This window comes from Synechococcus sp. R5-15 (genome assembly GCF_047462035.1).
GTDB lineage: Bacteria > Cyanobacteriota > Cyanobacteriia > Thermostichales > Thermostichaceae > Thermostichus.
Map to the genome: position 1 here is coordinate 1 of NZ_JANSIK010000106.1, position 17694 is coordinate 17694.

At 56.2% G+C, this 17694-nt stretch carries 18 protein-coding genes and 1 pseudogene; 8 read left to right on the forward strand and 11 right to left on the reverse strand.

Features of this window, described 5'->3' with window-relative positions; all coding sequences use genetic code 11:
- Window positions 1-354: 354 nt before the first annotated feature.
- Window positions 355-681, forward strand: a complete 327-nt coding sequence (locus NW839_RS09675) for a DUF5684 domain-containing protein (protein WP_011432901.1) — start codon at window positions 355-357, stop codon at window positions 679-681.
- A gap of 44 nt (window positions 682-725) precedes the next feature.
- Here the strand turns inward: NW839_RS09675 and nuoK are convergent, their stop codons facing one another.
- The 6 genes from nuoK to NW839_RS09705 form a co-directional block, all read right to left on the reverse strand.
- Window positions 726-1031, reverse strand: a complete 306-nt coding sequence (gene nuoK / locus NW839_RS09680; RefSeq protein ID WP_414328814.1) for an NADH-quinone oxidoreductase subunit NuoK — start codon at window positions 1029-1031, stop codon at window positions 726-728.
- An 81-nt stretch (window positions 1032-1112) separates the two neighbouring features.
- Entirely contained in the window at window positions 1113-1721 is a 609-nt protein-coding gene (locus tag NW839_RS09685; RefSeq protein WP_414351339.1) for an NADH-quinone oxidoreductase subunit J, read from the reverse strand.
- A 119-nt stretch (window positions 1722-1840) separates the two neighbouring features.
- Window positions 1841-2128 (reverse strand): hypothetical protein, encoded by a 288-nt coding sequence (locus NW839_RS09690; protein WP_414351341.1) that lies wholly within the window; start codon window positions 2126-2128, stop codon window positions 1841-1843.
- A 105-nt stretch (window positions 2129-2233) separates the two neighbouring features.
- Window positions 2234-3190, reverse strand: a complete 957-nt coding sequence (locus tag NW839_RS09695; RefSeq protein ID WP_414351342.1) for a TPM domain-containing protein — start codon at window positions 3188-3190, stop codon at window positions 2234-2236.
- Between the two features lie 145 nt (window positions 3191-3335).
- Window positions 3336-4067, reverse strand: a complete 732-nt coding sequence (locus tag NW839_RS09700) for a lipoyl protein ligase domain-containing protein (protein ID WP_414351344.1) — start codon at window positions 4065-4067, stop codon at window positions 3336-3338.
- A gap of 17 nt (window positions 4068-4084) precedes the next feature.
- Window positions 4085-4549: a YbjN domain-containing protein gene (locus NW839_RS09705; RefSeq protein ID WP_414328810.1), complete on the reverse strand. Its 465-nt coding sequence runs from the start codon at window positions 4547-4549 to the stop codon at window positions 4085-4087.
- A 221-nt stretch (window positions 4550-4770) separates the two neighbouring features.
- Between NW839_RS09705 and NW839_RS09710 the strand changes: the two genes are divergently transcribed.
- Entirely contained in the window at window positions 4771-5526 is a 756-nt protein-coding gene (locus NW839_RS09710; protein WP_414357952.1) for a 5'-methylthioadenosine/adenosylhomocysteine nucleosidase, read from the forward strand.
- A gap of 63 nt (window positions 5527-5589) precedes the next feature.
- On the opposite strand, the gene NW839_RS09715 is transcribed toward NW839_RS09710, so the two are convergent.
- Window positions 5590-6567 carry a PspA/IM30 family protein gene (locus tag NW839_RS09715; RefSeq protein ID WP_011432908.1) on the reverse strand — a complete coding sequence of 326 codons (978 nt, stop codon included), beginning with the start codon at window positions 6565-6567 and terminating at the stop codon, window positions 5590-5592.
- A 330-nt stretch (window positions 6568-6897) separates the two neighbouring features.
- Window positions 6898-7716, reverse strand: coding sequence for a hypothetical protein (locus NW839_RS09720; protein WP_414351738.1), 819 nt, complete (start codon window positions 7714-7716; stop codon window positions 6898-6900).
- 67 nt (window positions 7717-7783) lie between these two features.
- On the opposite strand from NW839_RS09720, the gene NW839_RS09725 reads away from it, so the two are divergent.
- From NW839_RS09725 to lpxD, 4 genes are all read left to right on the forward strand, one after another.
- Window positions 7784-9064, forward strand: coding sequence for a class I SAM-dependent methyltransferase (locus NW839_RS09725; RefSeq protein WP_414380607.1), 1281 nt, complete (start codon window positions 7784-7786; stop codon window positions 9062-9064).
- A gap of 58 nt (window positions 9065-9122) precedes the next feature.
- On the forward strand, window positions 9123-10646 hold the full coding sequence (locus NW839_RS09730; RefSeq protein WP_414380609.1) for a hypothetical protein: 1524 nt from the start codon (window positions 9123-9125) through the stop codon (window positions 10644-10646).
- 66 nt (window positions 10647-10712) lie between these two features.
- Entirely contained in the window at window positions 10713-11231 is a 519-nt protein-coding gene (locus NW839_RS09735; protein WP_414351734.1) for a DUF4330 domain-containing protein, read from the forward strand.
- A 15-nt stretch (window positions 11232-11246) separates the two neighbouring features.
- A complete protein-coding gene (gene lpxD / locus NW839_RS09740) occupies window positions 11247-12278 on the forward strand; it encodes a UDP-3-O-(3-hydroxymyristoyl)glucosamine N-acyltransferase (protein ID WP_414351740.1) in 1032 nt (343 codons plus the stop codon).
- 53 nt (window positions 12279-12331) lie between these two features.
- Here the strand turns inward: lpxD and NW839_RS09745 are convergent, their stop codons facing one another.
- Window positions 12332-12757 carry a DUF1499 domain-containing protein gene (locus NW839_RS09745; RefSeq protein WP_414342567.1) on the reverse strand — a complete coding sequence of 142 codons (426 nt, stop codon included), beginning with the start codon at window positions 12755-12757 and terminating at the stop codon, window positions 12332-12334.
- Window positions 12758-12949: 192 nt separating this feature from the next.
- Here NW839_RS09745 and NW839_RS09750 point away from each other — a divergent pair, with 192 nt between their 5' ends.
- Complete coding sequence (locus tag NW839_RS09750) at window positions 12950-13636, forward strand: Uma2 family endonuclease (RefSeq protein ID WP_414342578.1); 687 nt, start codon at window positions 12950-12952, stop codon at window positions 13634-13636.
- A gap of 23 nt (window positions 13637-13659) precedes the next feature.
- Window positions 13660-14385, forward strand: a complete 726-nt coding sequence (locus tag NW839_RS09755; protein WP_414351733.1) for a Uma2 family endonuclease — start codon at window positions 13660-13662, stop codon at window positions 14383-14385.
- 33 nt (window positions 14386-14418) lie between these two features.
- Here the strand turns inward: NW839_RS09755 and NW839_RS09760 are convergent, their stop codons facing one another.
- Entirely contained in the window at window positions 14419-17121 is a 2703-nt protein-coding gene (locus NW839_RS09760; RefSeq protein WP_414351732.1) for a TylF/MycF/NovP-related O-methyltransferase, read from the reverse strand.
- Window positions 17122-17125: 4 nt separating this feature from the next.
- A pseudogene (locus NW839_RS09765) lies at window positions 17126-17694 on the reverse strand (hypothetical protein); the annotation flags it as partial.

The window sequence follows — 17694 nt, forward strand, 5'->3', positions numbered from 1 at the left end:
ACGTGATCGAGCTGCTCTGGGATGCCTGTAGCGGCTTGCTGGAATCCCTGGTTCCCGGGATCCAATGCCCGCCGTTGCCCCCCCGTGCTTGAGAGATTATTCGTCAGATCTGTATTCTTGATGAAACTTGACAGAATTCTTGATGAAACTTGACAGATAAGTCTGGACAACGGGATCCCTTTTGGCTAACTTTGTGGGCGGGATCAGAGTAGCTCCTGAACAGCTTTGGAAAGTTGGTTTTCTTGCGGTTTGGCCTTATAGCTGTATAGATTCGAGGGTTGTCTCTGACACCAAAGAGACGCTGGAGACAAGTGAGTTGACATTCGCAAATATCAAATATGTGGGAGGGTCACGATGGATGAGCTTTTACCAGGGCTGATTGCCGTTGCCCTTTACGCCTTCTTTAGCTACACCTTAATGGTGATTGGAGAGAAGCTAAACGTGCCGAATGCTTGGTTAGCTTGGATCCCGATTGCTAACATCTGGGTGATGTGTCGAGCTGCTGGTAAACCCGGCTGGTGGGTGATCCTCTTCTTCATTCCCCTAGTCAACTTGATCTTCGGTATCTGGGTGATCTTTGCCATTCCACCCCGCCTGAATAAATCCCGCTGGCTGGGTCTGCTGGTTTTCCTGCCTGTTTTGGGAGCTTTGCTCTACTCAGGCATTCTGGCCTTCACTTGAATTAGCCAGCCTTGCCTTGATACAAACTAAACAATCGAAAAAGTCTACCACTTGAGCAAGTTAAAGCTCTCCATATCGATAGTGGCGCGGTTGCGGTAGATCCCCAGCACGATGGCCAAGCCCACTGCGGCCTCGGCAGCCGCCACAGTGATGACAAACACCGAGAACACCTGGCCGCGAATCATCGCTGAATCGACAAAGTTGGAGAAAGCCATGAAGTTCAGGTTCACCGCATTGAGCATCAGCTCAATCGACATCAGGACGCGAATCGCATTGCGGCTCACAATCAATCCGTAAATACCAATGCAGAAAAGAATCGCTGCCACCACCAAGAAAAACTGCAGTTGCAACATCGCGATGAGCTCCATGTAGATACACAATGACAGGGGCCTCGGGAAAGCTCTAGGTTTTATGGCCGAGAGCAGTCAGCTTTAGCGGGTGCTCACCAGCTCTGCCGGTCGTTCTGACTCTGATTCCAGCTGGGGTCGGGCCCGCTCCAGCAAGCTCAGATCCCCTTCTCCGGCTTGGGGAATGACAAACTCTCGACGCGCCAGCACAATAGCACCGATCAGAGCCATCAACAGCAGGATAGAGGCCAGCTCGAAAGGCAACAGATACTCCCTGAAGAAATGCCCACCCATCACCAAAACACTGCTCATGGGTTGGATTGGCTCTAACTGCCAGGGGGTGTTCAGGGCCATCGCCGTCAGAAGGGCAAACAACCCCAAGCACACGACTGCCGTCACTCCGTTGCGCAGCCAGCCCAGCTTCAGGGGGGCAAAGGTGTAGCGCCGATTCACCAACATGATGGCAAACAGGATCAACACATTAACCGCGCCGACGTAGATCAGAACTTGGGCTGCGGCCACAAAATCGGCATTCAAGAGGAGATACAACCCGGCCATGCTCAGGAAAACGCCCCCGAGCAGAAAACCGGAATAGACAATGCTGGGGGCCCAAACCACGCCTAGCGCGAAGCCAATGGCCATCGCCGATAGCACCACAAACGTAACCAGTTGTACGCCTTCTCCGAGGGTCATGAGAGATCCGTCCTTAGCCAGTTTCTATTGCTGCTCCCTTACCACTGTACTGTCCTGGCGGATTTAAGAGAAGCCCGACTCCCTTTTCAGATCGATAGAGAAATCTCTAGAGTTGAGTCTCACCAACTGCCGCCCGCCCCGCCACCTCCGCTGCTGCCGCCACCGAAGTCTGAATCTCCACCTGAATCTCCACCGAAGTCTGAATCTGTGTCTGTGTCGCTGAGCTCGGGAATGACCACCTCTCGCTCGCTGCGGTACCCGCAGATAGGACAGCTCAGGATTTCCAGCTTCAAGCCGCTAGAGGAATAGGTGGCTTCCCTGAGAACCTGTGTGGTGAGGTCGAGGGTGAGGGCTTGGCACCGAGGGCAGTAAAGGTGTCGGGAGAGCGTGCCTTCGCGCACAACCACAGCTATTCCTTGACAGGTAGGACAAAACCAGCCGTAGTAGCGAGCTCTGCCGCGGCTCCTGGCCAGGCGATGCTCTTGGGGAAGGTACTTATCCAGAAGCTGGGGCTAGATGAGTCGCATGGGTCGACCACAGGCTTGACAAACCACCGGCTGAAAAGGGATCCCACGCTTCCGGCCCAAGGTGCCGTCAGTGGCCATAGCAGCCACAACCGGCAGAGCGAACCCCAGCCAGTTGCCGCTGGACAATCCTAGGAACACGCCAAGGCAGAGGGATCCCGAATAGAGGAAGAGACGAATGGGGTCGCTCTGAACCGAAGAGAGCACAGCACCTGTTCTTGGATCTCTGCGTGTCAGGGAGAGGACTTGTCTTCCCCCTCGCTCAGCCCTTAGAGAGACGGGCATGCGAGAGCGCTGCCACCCCAGTCCCAAAATGATGATCCCCAGCAGCAGCAGGATCCCTTCCACCAGGGAAGAATCAATGCCCTGGGCCACTGCCCCAGAAGAAGTTGCAATCGTTGAGGTGGTAACTCCAGAAGCTGCCGCAGGAACATTTGCAACGGGCTGGCCCTGCAACACCGAGGTCAACTGCCGCACCCCCGCCAGAGTGCCGCCATCAAAATCCCCATTGCGAAACCGAGGCAGGATCTGCTGGTCGATAATCTGCTGGACTCGGCTGTCGGGGAGGATAGCGACCAGGCCCCTGCCCGTTTCGATTTCCACCCGCCGATCCCCTACCGAGATGAGAAACAAAACCCCGTTGTTTTGGCCTGCCTTGCCGATCCCCCAGTAGTTAAATAGCTGCGTGGTGAAGTCTTTTGGTGTTGCATATCCCTGAGTATTCGGCACGGTAACCACTGCCATCTCGGCACTGGTGCGCTGCTCAAGCTGAGTGATAAGACGGTTGAGCTCGTTTTCGGTGCTGCTGCTGAGGATGTTGGCGGTATCGGAAACCCACCCTCCATACTGACGGCGGGGGTTGGGCACTTGTTCAAGGGTAATGGCCCAAGCGGGCTGCGGCAGCAGGGATACAACTAGCAAAACTGCCGCCCAAACTTTCGGCATGGCTTACCTGGCTGAGCGCTGCCTAGGTTCTAGCACAGCTGTCTCGGCTAGACTGGCAGTCCTTTTCCCAGGGAGAGAGGGGAGTTGGGGAACGGTTGAGACAAGCCGCTTCTTGTTGCTAGTAATTGTTAACAGCAACCGGCCCTCAGTCCGGCCAAGGGAGCCAGGCTTCTTCTTGCCATTCCACTTCAAAGCACTCCCGGGCGGCCTGGAGAAAATGTTCGATCAAAGCAGGGATCCCTGGCGCCGTGGGGCAAATGTCGTAGATACCAATCACCTGCGAGCCGGGCAGATACCGTTCCCACAGCTCTAGATTGGGTTGCAATAGGAGGGATCCCTGTTGCAGGATCCCCCAAGGTTGCCACAGTTGGGCGTTGCCCATCAGCTTTTTGCCCTGCCAGCTCAAGTCAGCACGGGTACGGGAGGCAAAGCAACTGGTCTTGTTGCGGTAGCCGGGATCCCGGTGGCTTCGGCCGTGAGCAAAAGCGGGCTCATCTATGGCAATGCCCAGCTCCGCCAACCCCTGCACCCAAAAGCGGCAACAGAAGTCGTACACCCAGGCCCGCTGCAAACTGGGCAACCTGGCTTGCAAGTAAGAAAGGGGCAACACCAAGCTGTAGGTCAGCTCTGCTGCATCCTCAGCCGCCTGATGGAGCACCGCCCTTCCCCCCGTGGGTCGGCGCACAATCGGGATCCCTGGCAGGGGATCTGGCCAAACCTGGTGCCGTCCCAGCGAGAGGGTAAGCTGATCCCAGCCATAAAAGCGCAGGCAGGGGTGAGGGTCATGGCGCAGCCGCTGCAGAAGCCAGGCATCCTGCTCCATTTGCCAGGCCCCAGGGGCCACACAGTAGGGGAGCCAGTATCCCTGGGATCCCATCCCGGCAAAGCCAGACCCTAAACTTTGGGAAACTCGGCCTGGAGGGGCTCATCATATTCATCGGCCAAGCTGGCCACAATGGTGATGGCCCGGGAAATTTCGCCCGCTGTGATCCCTTCCAAGGTGCGGTAGTGGTTCAGCACCACCTGGTTGTTCCAAATGCAAAAACGCGCTTCTAGGGTATCGCTCCAATTCTTCTCCAGGAGCTTCTGCATCAACTTGGCGGGTTCTGCCACCGGCAGAGAGAGAACAGGAGACCATACCAAAAGGGTGTCTTCTGGGGATTCGCCGCTCAAATGGACGAACACTTCTGCCGTGCCGTAGGTGAACTTCCAGGTGTGTCCCTGCTCATGGTTTTCGTAGGCCGCATCCTCTTTGAGGCTGGAAACCACCGCCGAGACAACCTCAACGCAGCGAAGGGGCTCTGGAAAAACCTCTGGCGAAGGGTTAAAGGTGCTCATGAGCGGCTCACTGTAGACCATGGTCTTCCCCCTATTCCCTATCCAACCACCTCAACTATACCGCTATACCGCCTAAGACTCCGACCTATCCGGTCATCGCTTTGGGATCCTCAACTCAGGCGAGAATGAAACCGTTGGCAATGGTTCACTAAGTGGCCGGACAGGTGAGGGCAAGCGATCCCCCCCGCCAACTGGAGAGAGAGCCTGTTCAAAAGTCTTTCGAAGAACCTGAGGGAAGCTCTATGGAATCTCCATCTCATCTCCCCCAGAAAGCCATTGGTATTCTTGGAGCCCTGCCCGAGGAAGTGGCCATGCTCACCGCAGCAATGGAAACCTGCTCCATCCATACCCATCTGGGGCGACAGTTCCACCAGGGATCCCTGGCGGGGCAACCGGTGGTGGTGGTACAAGGTGGGGTGGGCAAGGTGCGGGCGGCAACCACGGCGGCTCTGTTGGTGGCCCATTTCCCTTTGCAGGGGATCATTTTTACCGGTGTGGCCGGGGCCTTGGCCGATCACCTGCACATGGGAGATGTGGTGCTGGCCCATGCGGCGATTGAGCACGACTTTGGCACCGGACGACCCGAGGGCTTTGTCTTGGGGATCGACTTTATTCCCGAGTTGCGCCACCCACTGGCCGAGGCCGATAGCGCCCTCTACGACCTGATTGTGGCCCATCCCGAGCGGATCCCTCTCCACCCCCTACAAGGCCGGGATCCCGTCATTCATCAAGGCTTGGTGGCCACCGGCGATGTGTTTGTGGCCGACGCAGACCTACGCCGACAAATCCGAGAACGCACCGGCGCTTTGGTTGTGGAGATGGAGGGGGCAGCCGTGGTGCGAGTAGCGCAAGAAGCCGGGATCCCTTGTTTGCTGGTGCGCTCGGTTAGCGATGCAGGGGACGATACGGATTTCTTGAGTTTTTTTCAAACGGCGGCGCTCAACTCGGCCGCAGTCGTCCGCACCATCCTGCAAAGTCTGCCCCCGTCCTTGCCTTAGCCCGACTGTGGGGATCCGGGGATCCCCTTTCCCAAGGAAGAGTTGGGCTGGATCGCGTTGGCGTCAGTTGTTCATCTCCCGCTCCAGCTTGGCCATCGAGATCTGGCTTTCCAGGCGGGAAATGCCTTCGCGAAGGGTTGCCACCTGTGCTTCAACTTCATCCAAAGATTTGCGAACCGCTTCTGCTGCGCTCATGTGCTGGTTGCGCCGAACCAAAGCCTCGCGGGCAAGGTCATCCTGGTTCTGTTGGCTGGCTTTCTCAGCCCTGACAAACCAATCTTCGGCCTTTTGCAAAATTTCGTCGTACCGCCGTTCCAGTTGCTTGCGACTGGCCAGGGTTGTGGTCAGGCTGCGCTGCAATTGTTTCAGATCCCGCTCCATCTGCCGGATGCTCACCCTCTGTCGGCTGGGCTTTCTCCACAGCACCTTGCTCAGACCCACCATCACCACCGCAGTAGCAATCCCCACACCCGCAGCCGCCGCCGGATTTTCACGAATCAAAGAACCATCCAAAACATTGACCCCCGCAAAGGCCGAGGTTTGCGTGGCCGTCTCCCGAAACTCCCAAGGCATCACCGGATTGCGTTGCTGCCAGAAGCCTAACCGCGCCGCTTGGGCCGCCTCTTGGGCTTCTAGGTAGCGTTGCCGATTGGCCCCGTGCAAAAAGCGCTCGTAAACCACCGCCTGACCCTGGCGCAACATCTCCAAATTCACCAAACCATCGGCGTTGTACACCTGGGCAATGTGAAGCCCTTCCGGTGTGACATAGAGGGTATCCACCTGCACCAGGGATCCCGTCGGGAGCAAGTTTTGCAGAGCCTCTTGGGATAGCCGCCCCCAGCGCCCTTGGGTCAGCTCCGGCGCATCCACATAGGCCAGACGGAAACGGGTTGGCCTGCCGTTCAAGTCCGCCCAAAAGGTGTCCCCATCTACCACCGACCGCACCCGTGCCGTCCCGGAAGATTGTGCTGCCGCCGGAAGAACAAGCCAACTGCCCGAAAGGACAGCCACAGTCATCAGAAGGGAAGTTCTTGAGGTCATGGGGGTCACTCCTATTGTGCAGAACAAGAACAACAAAAGTTAAGAAATAATAAGATAGGGAAGTTTCGGGAACCAACCGGAACCCCAGACCGTCTCCAGGACTTGCTACGGGGCTGGCCACTGTTTTCGCATTGCAATTTCTCATTGCAAAGTCAGCAGGGCCAGCTACTCTCTACGTGAGAGAGGCAAACTTTTCCAGCGGATTCCAGCGGAAAGCTGCGGCTCTCGAAGAGTCGGCCCGTTGGGTTGGCTTAATTTGGGTTAGAGTTTAGCTCACCTTTTGGGGCAACGTCACAGCCCTAAGGCGCAATCTTTGTCCCCCGGATCAAATCACAGGCGCAAGCGATAGGGTTCTTCGTCGGGGAAGTCGGGCAGAGGTGGCGGGAGGATCTCGATCTCTCCGGTGGGCAGCGTTTGCAGCACCGTACCCAATTGGGCCAGTTGTTCCAGGACGTACAGGCGGGTATCCCGGTCGGTGGTGGAGTTATACACGCTCAGCCAAACATCGAATTGGGAACGGCGGCTGAGAGGACTGCGGGCGATGTTATCTCCTAGTTGACGAAATTCATCTCCAGGCAGGCCCACCTGCTCTCGCCAGGCAGCAGCTTGGTAGTAATCGGTGCGGCCCGCTTCCGCGTCCCCCAGAAACATAAAGTTAAGTAGAGCACGATCCACGTAGAGTCGCCAGGCGTCAGGGTTGTTTTGGGGGTTGAACTGCTGCAAGCCGCGATCCAAAATCTCGACGGCTTTTTCCGGCTGGCCGGCCCGATAGGCCAACACCAAACTAGAGAGCCGGTAGCCCAAGAGGAAATGGGGATCCAGCCGCAGCATGTGATCGAAGTAGTCGTAGGCCAGGCCATAGCCAGTCAGGGTGCGAGCCGGTGCATCCCCGTAGTACTGGATCAGCTCCAGCCACAGCCAGGAAGCCCCCAAGTTGCGGTAGCCCAGCCACCCCAGCGTATTGGCCAGGGCAATGTTGCGGTTTTTGCGGGCCTCGGCATTTTCCAATTCTCCCAGATTGATCCGCTCCAGCATCGGCAACTGCAGCCGCACCACCAGGATCCCACACAGAAACGCCCCCCCAACGGCGGCCAGAGTGCCTGCCAGGGAGAAGCGAGAGCGACGACGGGGCAAGGAAGCAGTAGCCATGGCAAGTTTTTTGCGGATCCCTGAGGCTGTCGCGAACAGGGGCTACACTCAATCATAAGTTGAACCGTTGAGCCTCTCCCTGCCCATGGCCAGCTCCGCCCTCTCGGCTTCAGAACGGGCTTTAAGCCTTTACGAGGCTTTGCCTTACCCCAATGTGCCCCTCTCGCAGACGGCCCGCAACGCCCTGCCGGAGATGTTCAAGATGAGCTATACCACGGCTCAGTACCTGCGCACCCATACCATCGTCCCGCCGGAGGGCAAGGTGTTGTTGAATGCCGGCTGTGGCTCCGGTTGGGAAACGTTGATGATGGCTGAGGCCAATCCAGGGGCCCAGATCGTTGCCTGTGATCTGTCTCCGGCTTCGGTCAAGCTTACCGAGGAACGCCTGCGCCACCACGGCTTCGCAGATGCCGAGTTTTATGTCCTCAATCTGCTGGAGCTGGAGCGTCTGGGGATCCAGTTTGATTTCATTAGCCTCAATGATGTTTTGTATTTGCTGGAGGATCCCACCGAGGGCCTGCGGGCGATGAAAAATGTCCTCAAGCCCGATGGCATCATCCGGGCCAATCTCCACAGCCGCCGCCAACGGCAGGTGTTTTTCCGCTTGCAGGAAGCCTTTCAAAAAGTGGGCCAATTTGACGTTCCACCGGCTGTAGGGGCGCAAAATGTGCGGGAGTTTATGGGATCCCTGCGAGAAGAAGTGGCCCAGGCGGTGCTCTGGAACCCGGCCAACTATGCCGAAGATGCGGCCATTATGAATAATTACCTACTCTCCAACGACAAGGGGTTCACGATCCCCGACCTGTTTCGCATGTTGCAGCAGGCGGGGTTGAGCTTTTTGAGCTTGGTGGATAGGCCCGACTGGTCGGTGGAGTCTTTGTTTAAAGAGGTGCCTGAGTTTGTGCGGCAGCGGTTGGCAACCCTCAGCATCATGGAGCGGCTGCATCTGTATGAACTCCTTCGCCCTGTCCATCGCCTCATCGACTTCTGGGCCGAGCATGCCGGCTCTTCGCCGGTGCTGCCCTGGAGCGACGAAGATTGGCTGTCGGGATCCGTACAATTCAATCCCCTGTTGATGGACAACCCCCGCTTTCGCCAGGAGTACAGCAAAGCCCTGCAAGAGAAGCGGCCCTACGAAATGCAGTGGACAGGGGCCACCCACGGGCGGATCAGCATCCCTGCCGAGAAAGTGAGCTGGTTGGCGCCACTGCTTCAAGGACCAACGCCGGTTCGAGAGCTGATTCAACAGGCCGTCCAGTTGGGATCCCCAGATGAAGAACGAACAACCGCTGAGGTGCTGACCTTCCTAACCAACCTAGAAGACTTTCTTTTTTTGATGCTGCAATAGGCAGCTCCCCAAGTTCTGGCTGCCCATACCTGTCTGTTGTTTGTAACCTATGAGTCAGATGTCTGCCCGGTCGGGATCTTACTGGCGCGCAACCCTGACGCGGTGGTTCCCACAGCCTCTGGATCGCTGGGTGGCCGGGATCACCCTCTGCAACCTGGCCATCGGGGTGATCCTGGTGGTGTTGGGCAACCACACAGCTCCTTACGTGCGGGATTTCAACTGGCAACAGCAACGGGTGGGGGCGCAAGAAGTGCAGATGGTGCTCACCTTCAACCGCCCGATGGATCCCGTCAGCGTTGAAGAGCATTTGGAGATCCAGCCCCCTCTGCCAGGCCGAATGCGCAAGCTGGGTCGCCGCTTTTTTTGGACGCTGACAGAACCAGCCCCTTACGGCCAGACCTACCGGGTGCGCCTGCAGGCAGCCGTGGATGAACGGGGCCAGCCCATGGCCCAGCCCTTTGAGGGGGAATTCCGCACGCCGGATCGGCAGTTGCTGGGGATCAGCACCGAACCTGCCCAGCGAGGGCGAATGTTTCTGTTCAACCTGGAGACGGGAGCCGCTACTCTGCTGACTCCAGCTGGGGTCAAGGTAACCCAAATGCAGCCCAGTGCTGATGGCCGCTTCGTGTACTATTTCGCCACGGCCACCAACCTACAGCACCAGGATCTGTACCGGCTGGATCTGGAGGATCTGTCTTCGCGGTTGCTGCTGGATCATCAGGGTTACCAAAACCTGCGCTTCCAAGTCTCGCCGACGGGGGAACTGGTGGTGGCAGAGCGGATCCCGCTGCAACGGGATCCCATGGCTGCCGTCCAGACGGAGCTGTGGATCCAGAAAACGAGCCGGGATCCCTTTGAACGTCTAGAGCTGGATACGGCGGTGGGGGGAGATTTTTTCATTAGCCCCGATGAGAGCAGCCTGCTCATCTCGCAGGGACAGGGGGTGGGGATCGTACCCTTGCATCCACGGGCGGCAGCGGAGAGCTTTCTAGCCCAGTTCGGCCAAACCTTAGCCATCCGCCCTGATGGGGCTTTCGGGGCTTTGCTGCGCTTCAATCCCGACTACACCCGCAGCCTCTCCATCGTCAGCAATACCGGCAACAGCGAGGAGATTTTGAGAACCCAGGGATCCATCCTGAAAGGGGCTTTTTCCCCTCGGGCGCCCATCTTCTACGCCTTGGTCAGTGAGGTCTCTCACGTTAGCGGTGCGGAGCATTATTCTGTTGGCGAGGTCGCGATGGACTCCCCCAGCTACACCGAGTCGCCCCGCCTGCTGGCGATAACGCTCGGCACTGAAGCAGGCAACGCCATAGAGGTGGTTCGAGCCACCTATCCCGTCGATCTGGACTTCAGCATTTCCCCGGATGGACGCATGCTGGCCTACACGCTCTTGGAACCGTTCCCAGGGATCCCGGATCCCTCGGCTCCCCTTAGCCGTAGCGGGCAAGCCATCATGGCCTCGCAAGTGTGGTTGGTGGATTTGCAGGACGGGCTGCCCATTCCTGATGGACAAAGTGGTTCGCACCGCTGGCGGGAACGCCGCCTACTGCTGGGCAGCAGCACGCTGGCTTGGATCCCCTAGAGCGGGAAAGCCACTTGGGGAGCAAACCTGCCTAGAATCAAAACAGGGTGTGCGAGGAGAGGTGATATGCGGGTCATTGACGAACAGGGGCGGCTTTTGGGAAAGGTCAGCCTCTTGGATCTGGGAGCTCTGGCAATTGTGGTGGTGGCCATTGTTGCCGTCTTGTTTTTTCCGGGTCGGCAGGCGGGCAGTGTCGTCCAGGTGGGAGGTGGCCCCACGCTACCGGTGGAAGTGGATATGATCGTGCGCGGGGTCAGCAGCCGCTCTATGGAACCTTTTCAGGCGGGGCAGAAGGCTGACCTGATCATCCGCAACCAGCCCTACGGCCAGGTGGAGGTGGTGCGAGTGGAAAATGTCAGCCGCACGGTGCCAGTGGTTTTCCCCGATGGGCGGGTGCAGAACTTGCCCGATCCCGAAGCCTATCGCCTCGATCTGGTGTTTACCTTGCGAGGGCGCGGCCAGCGGACGGAGAATGGCATCGTCCTGGGCAACAATCGCGTCAAAATCGGTGTTCCCCTAGAGCTAGAGACCTTTGGCTACAACTTGCGCGGCACCGTGATGGACGTGCGGCTGCCGCAATCGTAGAGGATGTCAACCCCAATGCAGCTACAGGAAATTGCCCAAAAATTGGGGTGTGCCTACGAGGGGGATCCCACCCTGGAAATTCACAGCGTGGCCAGCCTGGCGGAGGCTCGCCCAGGGGAGCTGAGCTTTCTCAGCGAGGCCCGCTACCTACCTCTCTTGGAGCAAACCCAGGCCAGCGCCGTCATCGTGGAGGAAGGGCTGGCTTTGCCCTGTTCCATTGCCTGCTTGCGGGGCAGGGATCCCCGTCTGCTCTTTGCCCAGGCCATTGAGCTGTTCTACCAACCCTACCGCCTGCCCGTTGGCATCCACCCCACCGCTGTGATCGATCCCAGCGTCGAGCTGGGGGAGGGGGTGGCAATCGGGCCGCACGCGGTGGTGATGGAAGGGGTGAGGATCGGCGACCACACCCAAATTCATCCCAATGTCACGATTTATCCCCAGGTGCGGATTGGATCCCGGTGTCAGCTTTTCGCCAACTGCGTTATTCACGAGCGCACGGAGATTGGGGATGATTGCCTCATCCACAGCGGCGCTGTCATTGGCGACGACGGCTTTGGCCACATTCCCCTGGCGGATGGCTCCTGGCGGCGCATGCTCCAAGCGGGACGGGTGGTGCTGGAAGACAACGTGGAGGTAGGCACCAACACCACCATCGACCGGGCCGCCGTTGGCGAGACCCGTATTGGCCGCGGCACCAAGATCGACAATCTGGTGCAAATTGGCCACGGCGTGCGCACCGGATCCCACTGCCTGATCGTGGCTCAGGTGGGCATTGCCGGCAGCACCCAGTTGGGCCACCACGTCATCTTGGCCGGGCAATGTGGCTTGGCCGGGCACCTGCACATTGGCGATGGCGTGCGTGTAGCCGCCCAGACAGGTGTAACCAGCGATATCCCTGCTGGTCAAACGGTGGCCGGCTACCCCCACCAACCCATTGCCGAATGGCGCAAGAGCATGGCCGTCCAGCGGCACTTGCCTGAGCTGCAACGCACCTTGCGCAAGCTGGAAGCTCGTGTGGCCAAGCTGGAACAGAACGAGGAATCATAAGAGACGGCAAAAGACGTGGATCCACATAAGTCTCCCGCCTTGTCCTGTCGGCCCTAGCTCTGCTCCAGCAACGACCGCAAAGTGTTCAGGTACTCGTTGATGTTGCGCCGGTTGCCGCCGAAATCATATTCCCCAACACGGCCTTCGGAAGTAATGTGTAGACGAGTATGGCCAGGATCCCCTTCTATTGGCGACAGCGAAACCGTTAGATCGTCCACGAACTTAAAAAAGTTGGTGCGGGAGATCCCCTTCACTTCCATCGCCTCAGCATCCACAGAGACCAGTTCCCCCCGCTTCCAAACTTGAAAGGCTTGCTCAGCCGCTTTTAACACCTGGTCTGGGCTAGCTGCAATCACAACTTCCTGTTGGGCGCGATTGTAGGGGGATCCACCCAGGGTGGCCGCTTGTAAGGTGGGGATCCCGCTTGCCAAGCCGAAAAGCAGCACCGCTATCACCACCAAAAGTTTCCAGAAAGACATGCGGACAAAAGGAGAAGTTTACATCTCTTATTATGCCTTTCAGTTAGTAGAACGCTCCTGTTATCACCCTGTCAGCCTGAAGCAGAGCACCTGCCGGCGGTTCTATCGATGGGTTAGCCTACAGCTAATTCACTTGCCCCGAGTGCAAAAATGCTGGCCCAAGAAAAACTCCAAGAGAAAGCCGAGGAAAAGATTACTCCCCTCACCCGCCAGCAACTGGCGGAGCTCATGCCCTCGGCCCAGGGGCTGCTCAGCGATGAACCCGAAATGGAACACTCCCTGCATGCCCTGCAGCTTTTGATTCTGGTCAGCTGCCTCGCCCGCCTCTGGCAAGACCGCAACGACTACTTCCTCGCCTGGAACCTCACCGTCTACTACAGCCGAGAGCAACTCAAAAATAAAGACTTCCGCGGGCCAGATCTGTTTTTGGTCAAAGGGGTAGAAAACCGCCCCCGCCCTTCTTGGGTGGTGTGGGAAGAAGGTGGCAAATACCCGGACTTGATCATCGAGCTGCTTTCGGAATCGACTGCCAAAGTGGATCGGGGTGAGAAGCGGGAGCTTTACGAAAGGATTTTCAGGACACCGGAGTACTTTTACTATTCTCCGGAGACGCAGGAGTTTATGGGTTTGCGACTGAGGGGGGAGAAGTACGAGGAGATTGAGCCAACGGAGCAGGGCTGGCGCTGGAGCGAGATGCTGGAGCTGTATCTGGGGATCCATAACCAACAACTGCGCTACTTTTTCCCCAATGGGGAGCTGGTGCCTACTCCTGAAGAAGCTGAGAGAATCGAGCGCCAACGTGCTGAGCAAGAGCGACAGCGAGCAGAGCGCCTGGCCCAGAAGCTGCGGGAGCTGGGGGTGGATCCCGATACCTTGTAAGGGTAAAGAGAGGAGAACTGGCAATGACTAACCCGAACCCAATTACTGAGGTGCTGGATCCGGTTTATCTACCCGAGTTGCCCCCCACCCAAGACGAGCTCCCCTACGACGACAGCGAACCTATGGAAAGCTGGCGGCACAGGTGCCAGATGGACTTGCTCATCTCCACTACCCAAACCTGGTTGCAGCAGCGCCCTGATGGCTTTGTCGGTGGCAATATGTTTCTCTACTACAGCTTGGAGCAGACCCGCGGCCGCAATTTCAAAGGGCCGGATTATTTTGTGGTGTTGGGCGTGCCTAAAGGCGAGCGCAAAAGCTGGGTGATTTGGGAGCAGGGCAAAGGGCCGGACGTGGTGATTGAGCTTCTTTCTCCCAGCACTGCCCAGGAGGATAAAACAAGCAAAAAGCAACTTTATGAGCAGATTATCCGGGTGCCGGAGTACTTTTGGTTTGACCCGTTTGATCCAGAAGACTGGGCGGGGTTTCGGCTAAGGGGCGGCCGCTATGAGCCGATTAAAGAGGATGCAGAGGGTTGCTTGCCGAGCGAGGTTTTGGGATTGTACCTAGTGAAGTGGGAGGGCAGGTTTCGGGACATCGAGGCCACCTGGATTCGCTGGGCCACTGCTGCTGGGGAACTGGTACCCACCGAGGCCGAACTGGAGCGGCAAAGGGCTGAGCAGGCCGAACAACGGGCAGGGCGCCTGGCCCGGAAGCTACGAGAGCTAGGGGTAGATCCAGACGCCCTGTAGACAGCCAAGTAACTCAAGACAACAGATGGATCCCTAGGAGGCCAACAGCAACACAGGTAGCTTTTGAATAGCAGGCCGTAATCCCTTGGGAAAGCGCTCCCGCTTCAAGAGATAGCGATAGTTGAGTTGGGGAATAAGTCTCTCCCATTGATAGGGGTTCAAGCCAGCTACCACTGAACAGAACGGCTCTCTACTGAGCTCTAACCCCTCTTCCATGAGCCTGAGAGCTATGTTGCCTGCAGCTATCTCCAGAGTTTGATTGGCCAGTTGCGGATCCGGATCCCCTAGGAAGATCAGAGCATAGTCTTCTGGCTGAGGACTGCGCAGAATTGGCTCCAGCAAGCCCTCCAGTTCTTGGATAAGCTGCTCTGTCTCCATTTCCCAGTAGGGGAAAAGACCCACGTTGATCTTGCTCAGGCGGATCCCTTGTGGTTTGGAAGTTTCTGTTAGGCTATCTCTCATCACTACCAGGTTTTCTGAAGGACTCAGCCAAACCCCTGTGTAATCGACGCTATGCAACCTGAAAAAGGCTCCGATTTCCTGCTCGAAGTCATGAACAGCTTTCCAACATCCCTGCCAGTGTCCGTAATCATCGATTTGGATGAATCCTTGAGAATGAACCTGATCATAGAAATGATGAAAAATATCCATCGTTGACTGATACCAGTCAGCATCTGCATGCAGCAGAGCAACCTCGCTCACTTGCTCTCGATAGGTAGGCAAGGTGTCGGCAAACAGCCCCGGCACAGGAACAATTAGATCCCAGACCCCTAGTTCCCTGGCAATCACCTCTAAGTTCTCCGAAATGGGTGCCGCTAAAGCACCGGATCCAAAACCCGTATCGTTGGCACCAACTCCTCGATAATCTCGATCCACCTCTGTTGGATCAGGCATACCTGAGAAGGTATCGAAAGCATATAGCCTGCGAGGTCGACGGCTGTAGTTCTTAATCACCCAGGCCAGCAAAGCTGAGCTTCCACCCCTGCAAACACCACATTCTACAAAGTTCCCAGGAATGTCTTCTTCACAAACCTGCTTAGCCAGTGAATAAAGGCTCCAAAGACGCTCAAAGCCCAGCAAGGTAAAAGATTTAACTTTCTCTAGCACCCTAGACAACTCAAGGTTACAGACCGGATAGTCCTTGAGGTGCTCTGGCAATGTCCAATTCACAGCAGGGTCTGGAATATGCTCAACGGGCTTGACATTGCCTCGCCAGGCCACTCCCATAATTTGCATGGTCTGGTAAATCATCGTGTTCCAGCCCCTGTCTCTCAAGTAATTCAAACCTTCAGCCACATCCGGCGAGGCTAGATCATGAAACAGAATCAAGGCATCCTCAGCAGCATAGCGCTCTGCCACTTGAGCATCCTGCAAGGGGGCTGGTGAGTCATGATTCCCATCGATGAAAATCAGAGACCAGCGACGATCCTCTTGCTGGGCAATTTCCTCTACCTTTTCCGGACTGTAGCCAGGGTAGAGATTGACATTAGAGCGAACTCCAGCCGAGCAGAGAGACTGGTTCACGCTCTCATGAGCTGTTGGATTTTCCAGAATAGGATCGATAGCATCGAGAATAACCCCGCCTGCTGCCAAGTGAGCAGTTGACCAACCTAGCCAACAGCCGATCTCTAGGGCGTTTTTTCCTTGTAGCTTAAGGGCAGTATTGTACAGAATATGAGCCTCGTCTCGACTAACAAAGTCGATAGTAGGTTGACGCAAATCCGCAGTCCAAAGGTGAGGAACTTCTTTCCGTAGATAAGGCCAGGGATGAGGCTCTGGATCGATAGCAGTCATTAGAGGGAAGTTGTAGTCGAGATATATTTTCTTTTGATTAGCTGATACATAGTCATACCTTCTGATTGGAGAAGAATGGCTTCTAGGATACCAAAGACTGGCTTCAACTTTGAAGCCATCGGTAGTATGAGCTACATGAGTTTTTCTATCCTTAGCTTTATAGGTAGTAATGTGTAGAATCCCTAAAGGGATGTAAGGCTTCCAAGGCTCAACCCAGAGCTTTCTTTTTGGATCCCATAGAGGTAGTTTACTATGAACTGTCCAGTTACAAAACAATGGTAAAATTTGAACGTTATCTATCCCTAAGTCATTATAAATAGCCAGGTTTAGAGAACACTGATCTGAGAAGGATAGATCGCGGCTCATAGAGATAGCTTGGCTCAGTCTGTTTTTCCATGCTACCCAGTGAATACCGGAATTACTTCCAGAGAATACACCATCATTTAGAATTGGTCTTATGTATAGGTGGTTATATACATCTCCAAAGTACTTGATGTATCCCGAGAGGTGAAAAGCTTGATGCGAAAATGGATAGGGATCGAAGAGAGTATTTAGCAACTCAGGAACAACTGCAAGGTTTTTGTATCTTGCTCCCAGGGTAAGAAGCTCAATTGCAGACCAGTCTTGCACCCAAGCATCTGCATCAATCCAAATATAAACTTCATAGCCTGGAAAGTATTCAGGAAGGAAAGGCCTACAAACTAGTGCCTTGAGATACTTGGGTTGTCTATCAATGTCGGGAATATCATAGTTCCAATCTGGCTCAACAATGTGGTCAACGTACTGACCTATCCATTGCAACTGCTCCGGTGTACAGCCTACATCCAAGAATCCAATATCTACAGAGTGCCCCTGAGGTTTCTCTCGGATGGAGAGAATAGTCCCCTGAACCAATTCAAAAAACTTGCTGTCAGCGGCCGTAACGATAATGGTTGAGTTCATAACCTTAAGTCTCTCCTCCAAGGCTTGAATTGTTGTCGACAAAGCAAGCCCTGCTTAAATAGCAAAGGACTCCTCTTTGGCCTGCTACAATTTCTCCCTGCCAGAGGAGATGGGTAGGGTCCAGCATCTGGTCAATCCGCTTGCGGTCTTGCTCAGAGGCAAACTCCACATAGATGACCTTGATATCTTCGAGCTGCTCTTGCAAGCTGGTCAACACCTCCACCTCCTCTCCACCTGTAGCCACCCTGAGCACATCGATGAACTCCAGACCCAGCTCCTTGAGAGCTGCCCTGGCTTCTCGGAAAGGGAGCACCTGCTCCACTCCCCACTCGGCCTGAGGATCTTCCGGCCAGAGCCGACAAGTTCTGCAACTATCCTGCCCCGCCAGCCCCACCGGATGCACAAAGCAGTTGCCCAGGCCAAGAGCATTCTGCCGCAGCAGGTGTAGAGCTAACGAATGCACAAAGCAGTTGCCCAGGCCAAGAGCATTCTGCTGCAGCAGGTGCAAGGCCAAGGGATCCACCTCAAAACAATGAATGGCCGCCTCAGGGCAGAAACCCCGAAAACAAACGC

Coding starts and splice junctions, on each gene's coding strand:
- NW839_RS09675 (WP_011432901.1), top strand. CDS start 355: ATGGATGAGCTTTTACCAGGGCTGATTGCCGTTGCCCTTTACGCCTTC.
- NW839_RS09685 (WP_414351339.1), bottom strand. CDS start 1,721: ATGACCCTCGGAGAAGGCGTACAACTGGTTACGTTTGTGGTGCTATCG.
- NW839_RS09695 (WP_414351342.1), bottom strand. CDS start 3,190: ATGCCGAAAGTTTGGGCGGCAGTTTTGCTAGTTGTATCCCTGCTGCCG.
- NW839_RS09700 (WP_414351344.1), bottom strand. CDS start 4,067: ATGGGATCCCAGGGATACTGGCTCCCCTACTGTGTGGCCCCTGGGGCC.
- NW839_RS09705 (WP_414328810.1), bottom strand. CDS start 4,549: ATGGTCTACAGTGAGCCGCTCATGAGCACCTTTAACCCTTCGCCAGAG.
- NW839_RS09710 (WP_414357952.1), top strand. CDS start 4,771: ATGGAATCTCCATCTCATCTCCCCCAGAAAGCCATTGGTATTCTTGGA.
- NW839_RS09715 (WP_011432908.1), bottom strand. CDS start 6,567: ATGACCTCAAGAACTTCCCTTCTGATGACTGTGGCTGTCCTTTCGGGC.
- NW839_RS09720 (WP_414351738.1), bottom strand. CDS start 7,716: ATGGCTACTGCTTCCTTGCCCCGTCGTCGCTCTCGCTTCTCCCTGGCA.
- NW839_RS09730 (WP_414380609.1), top strand. CDS start 9,123: ATGTCTGCCCGGTCGGGATCTTACTGGCGCGCAACCCTGACGCGGTGG.
- NW839_RS09735 (WP_414351734.1), top strand. CDS start 10,713: ATGCGGGTCATTGACGAACAGGGGCGGCTTTTGGGAAAGGTCAGCCTC.
- lpxD (WP_414351740.1), top strand. CDS start 11,247: ATGCAGCTACAGGAAATTGCCCAAAAATTGGGGTGTGCCTACGAGGGG.
- NW839_RS09745 (WP_414342567.1), bottom strand. CDS start 12,757: ATGTCTTTCTGGAAACTTTTGGTGGTGATAGCGGTGCTGCTTTTCGGC.
- NW839_RS09755 (WP_414351733.1), top strand. CDS start 13,660: ATGACTAACCCGAACCCAATTACTGAGGTGCTGGATCCGGTTTATCTA.
- NW839_RS09760 (WP_414351732.1), bottom strand. CDS start 17,121: ATGAACTCAACCATTATCGTTACGGCCGCTGACAGCAAGTTTTTTGAA.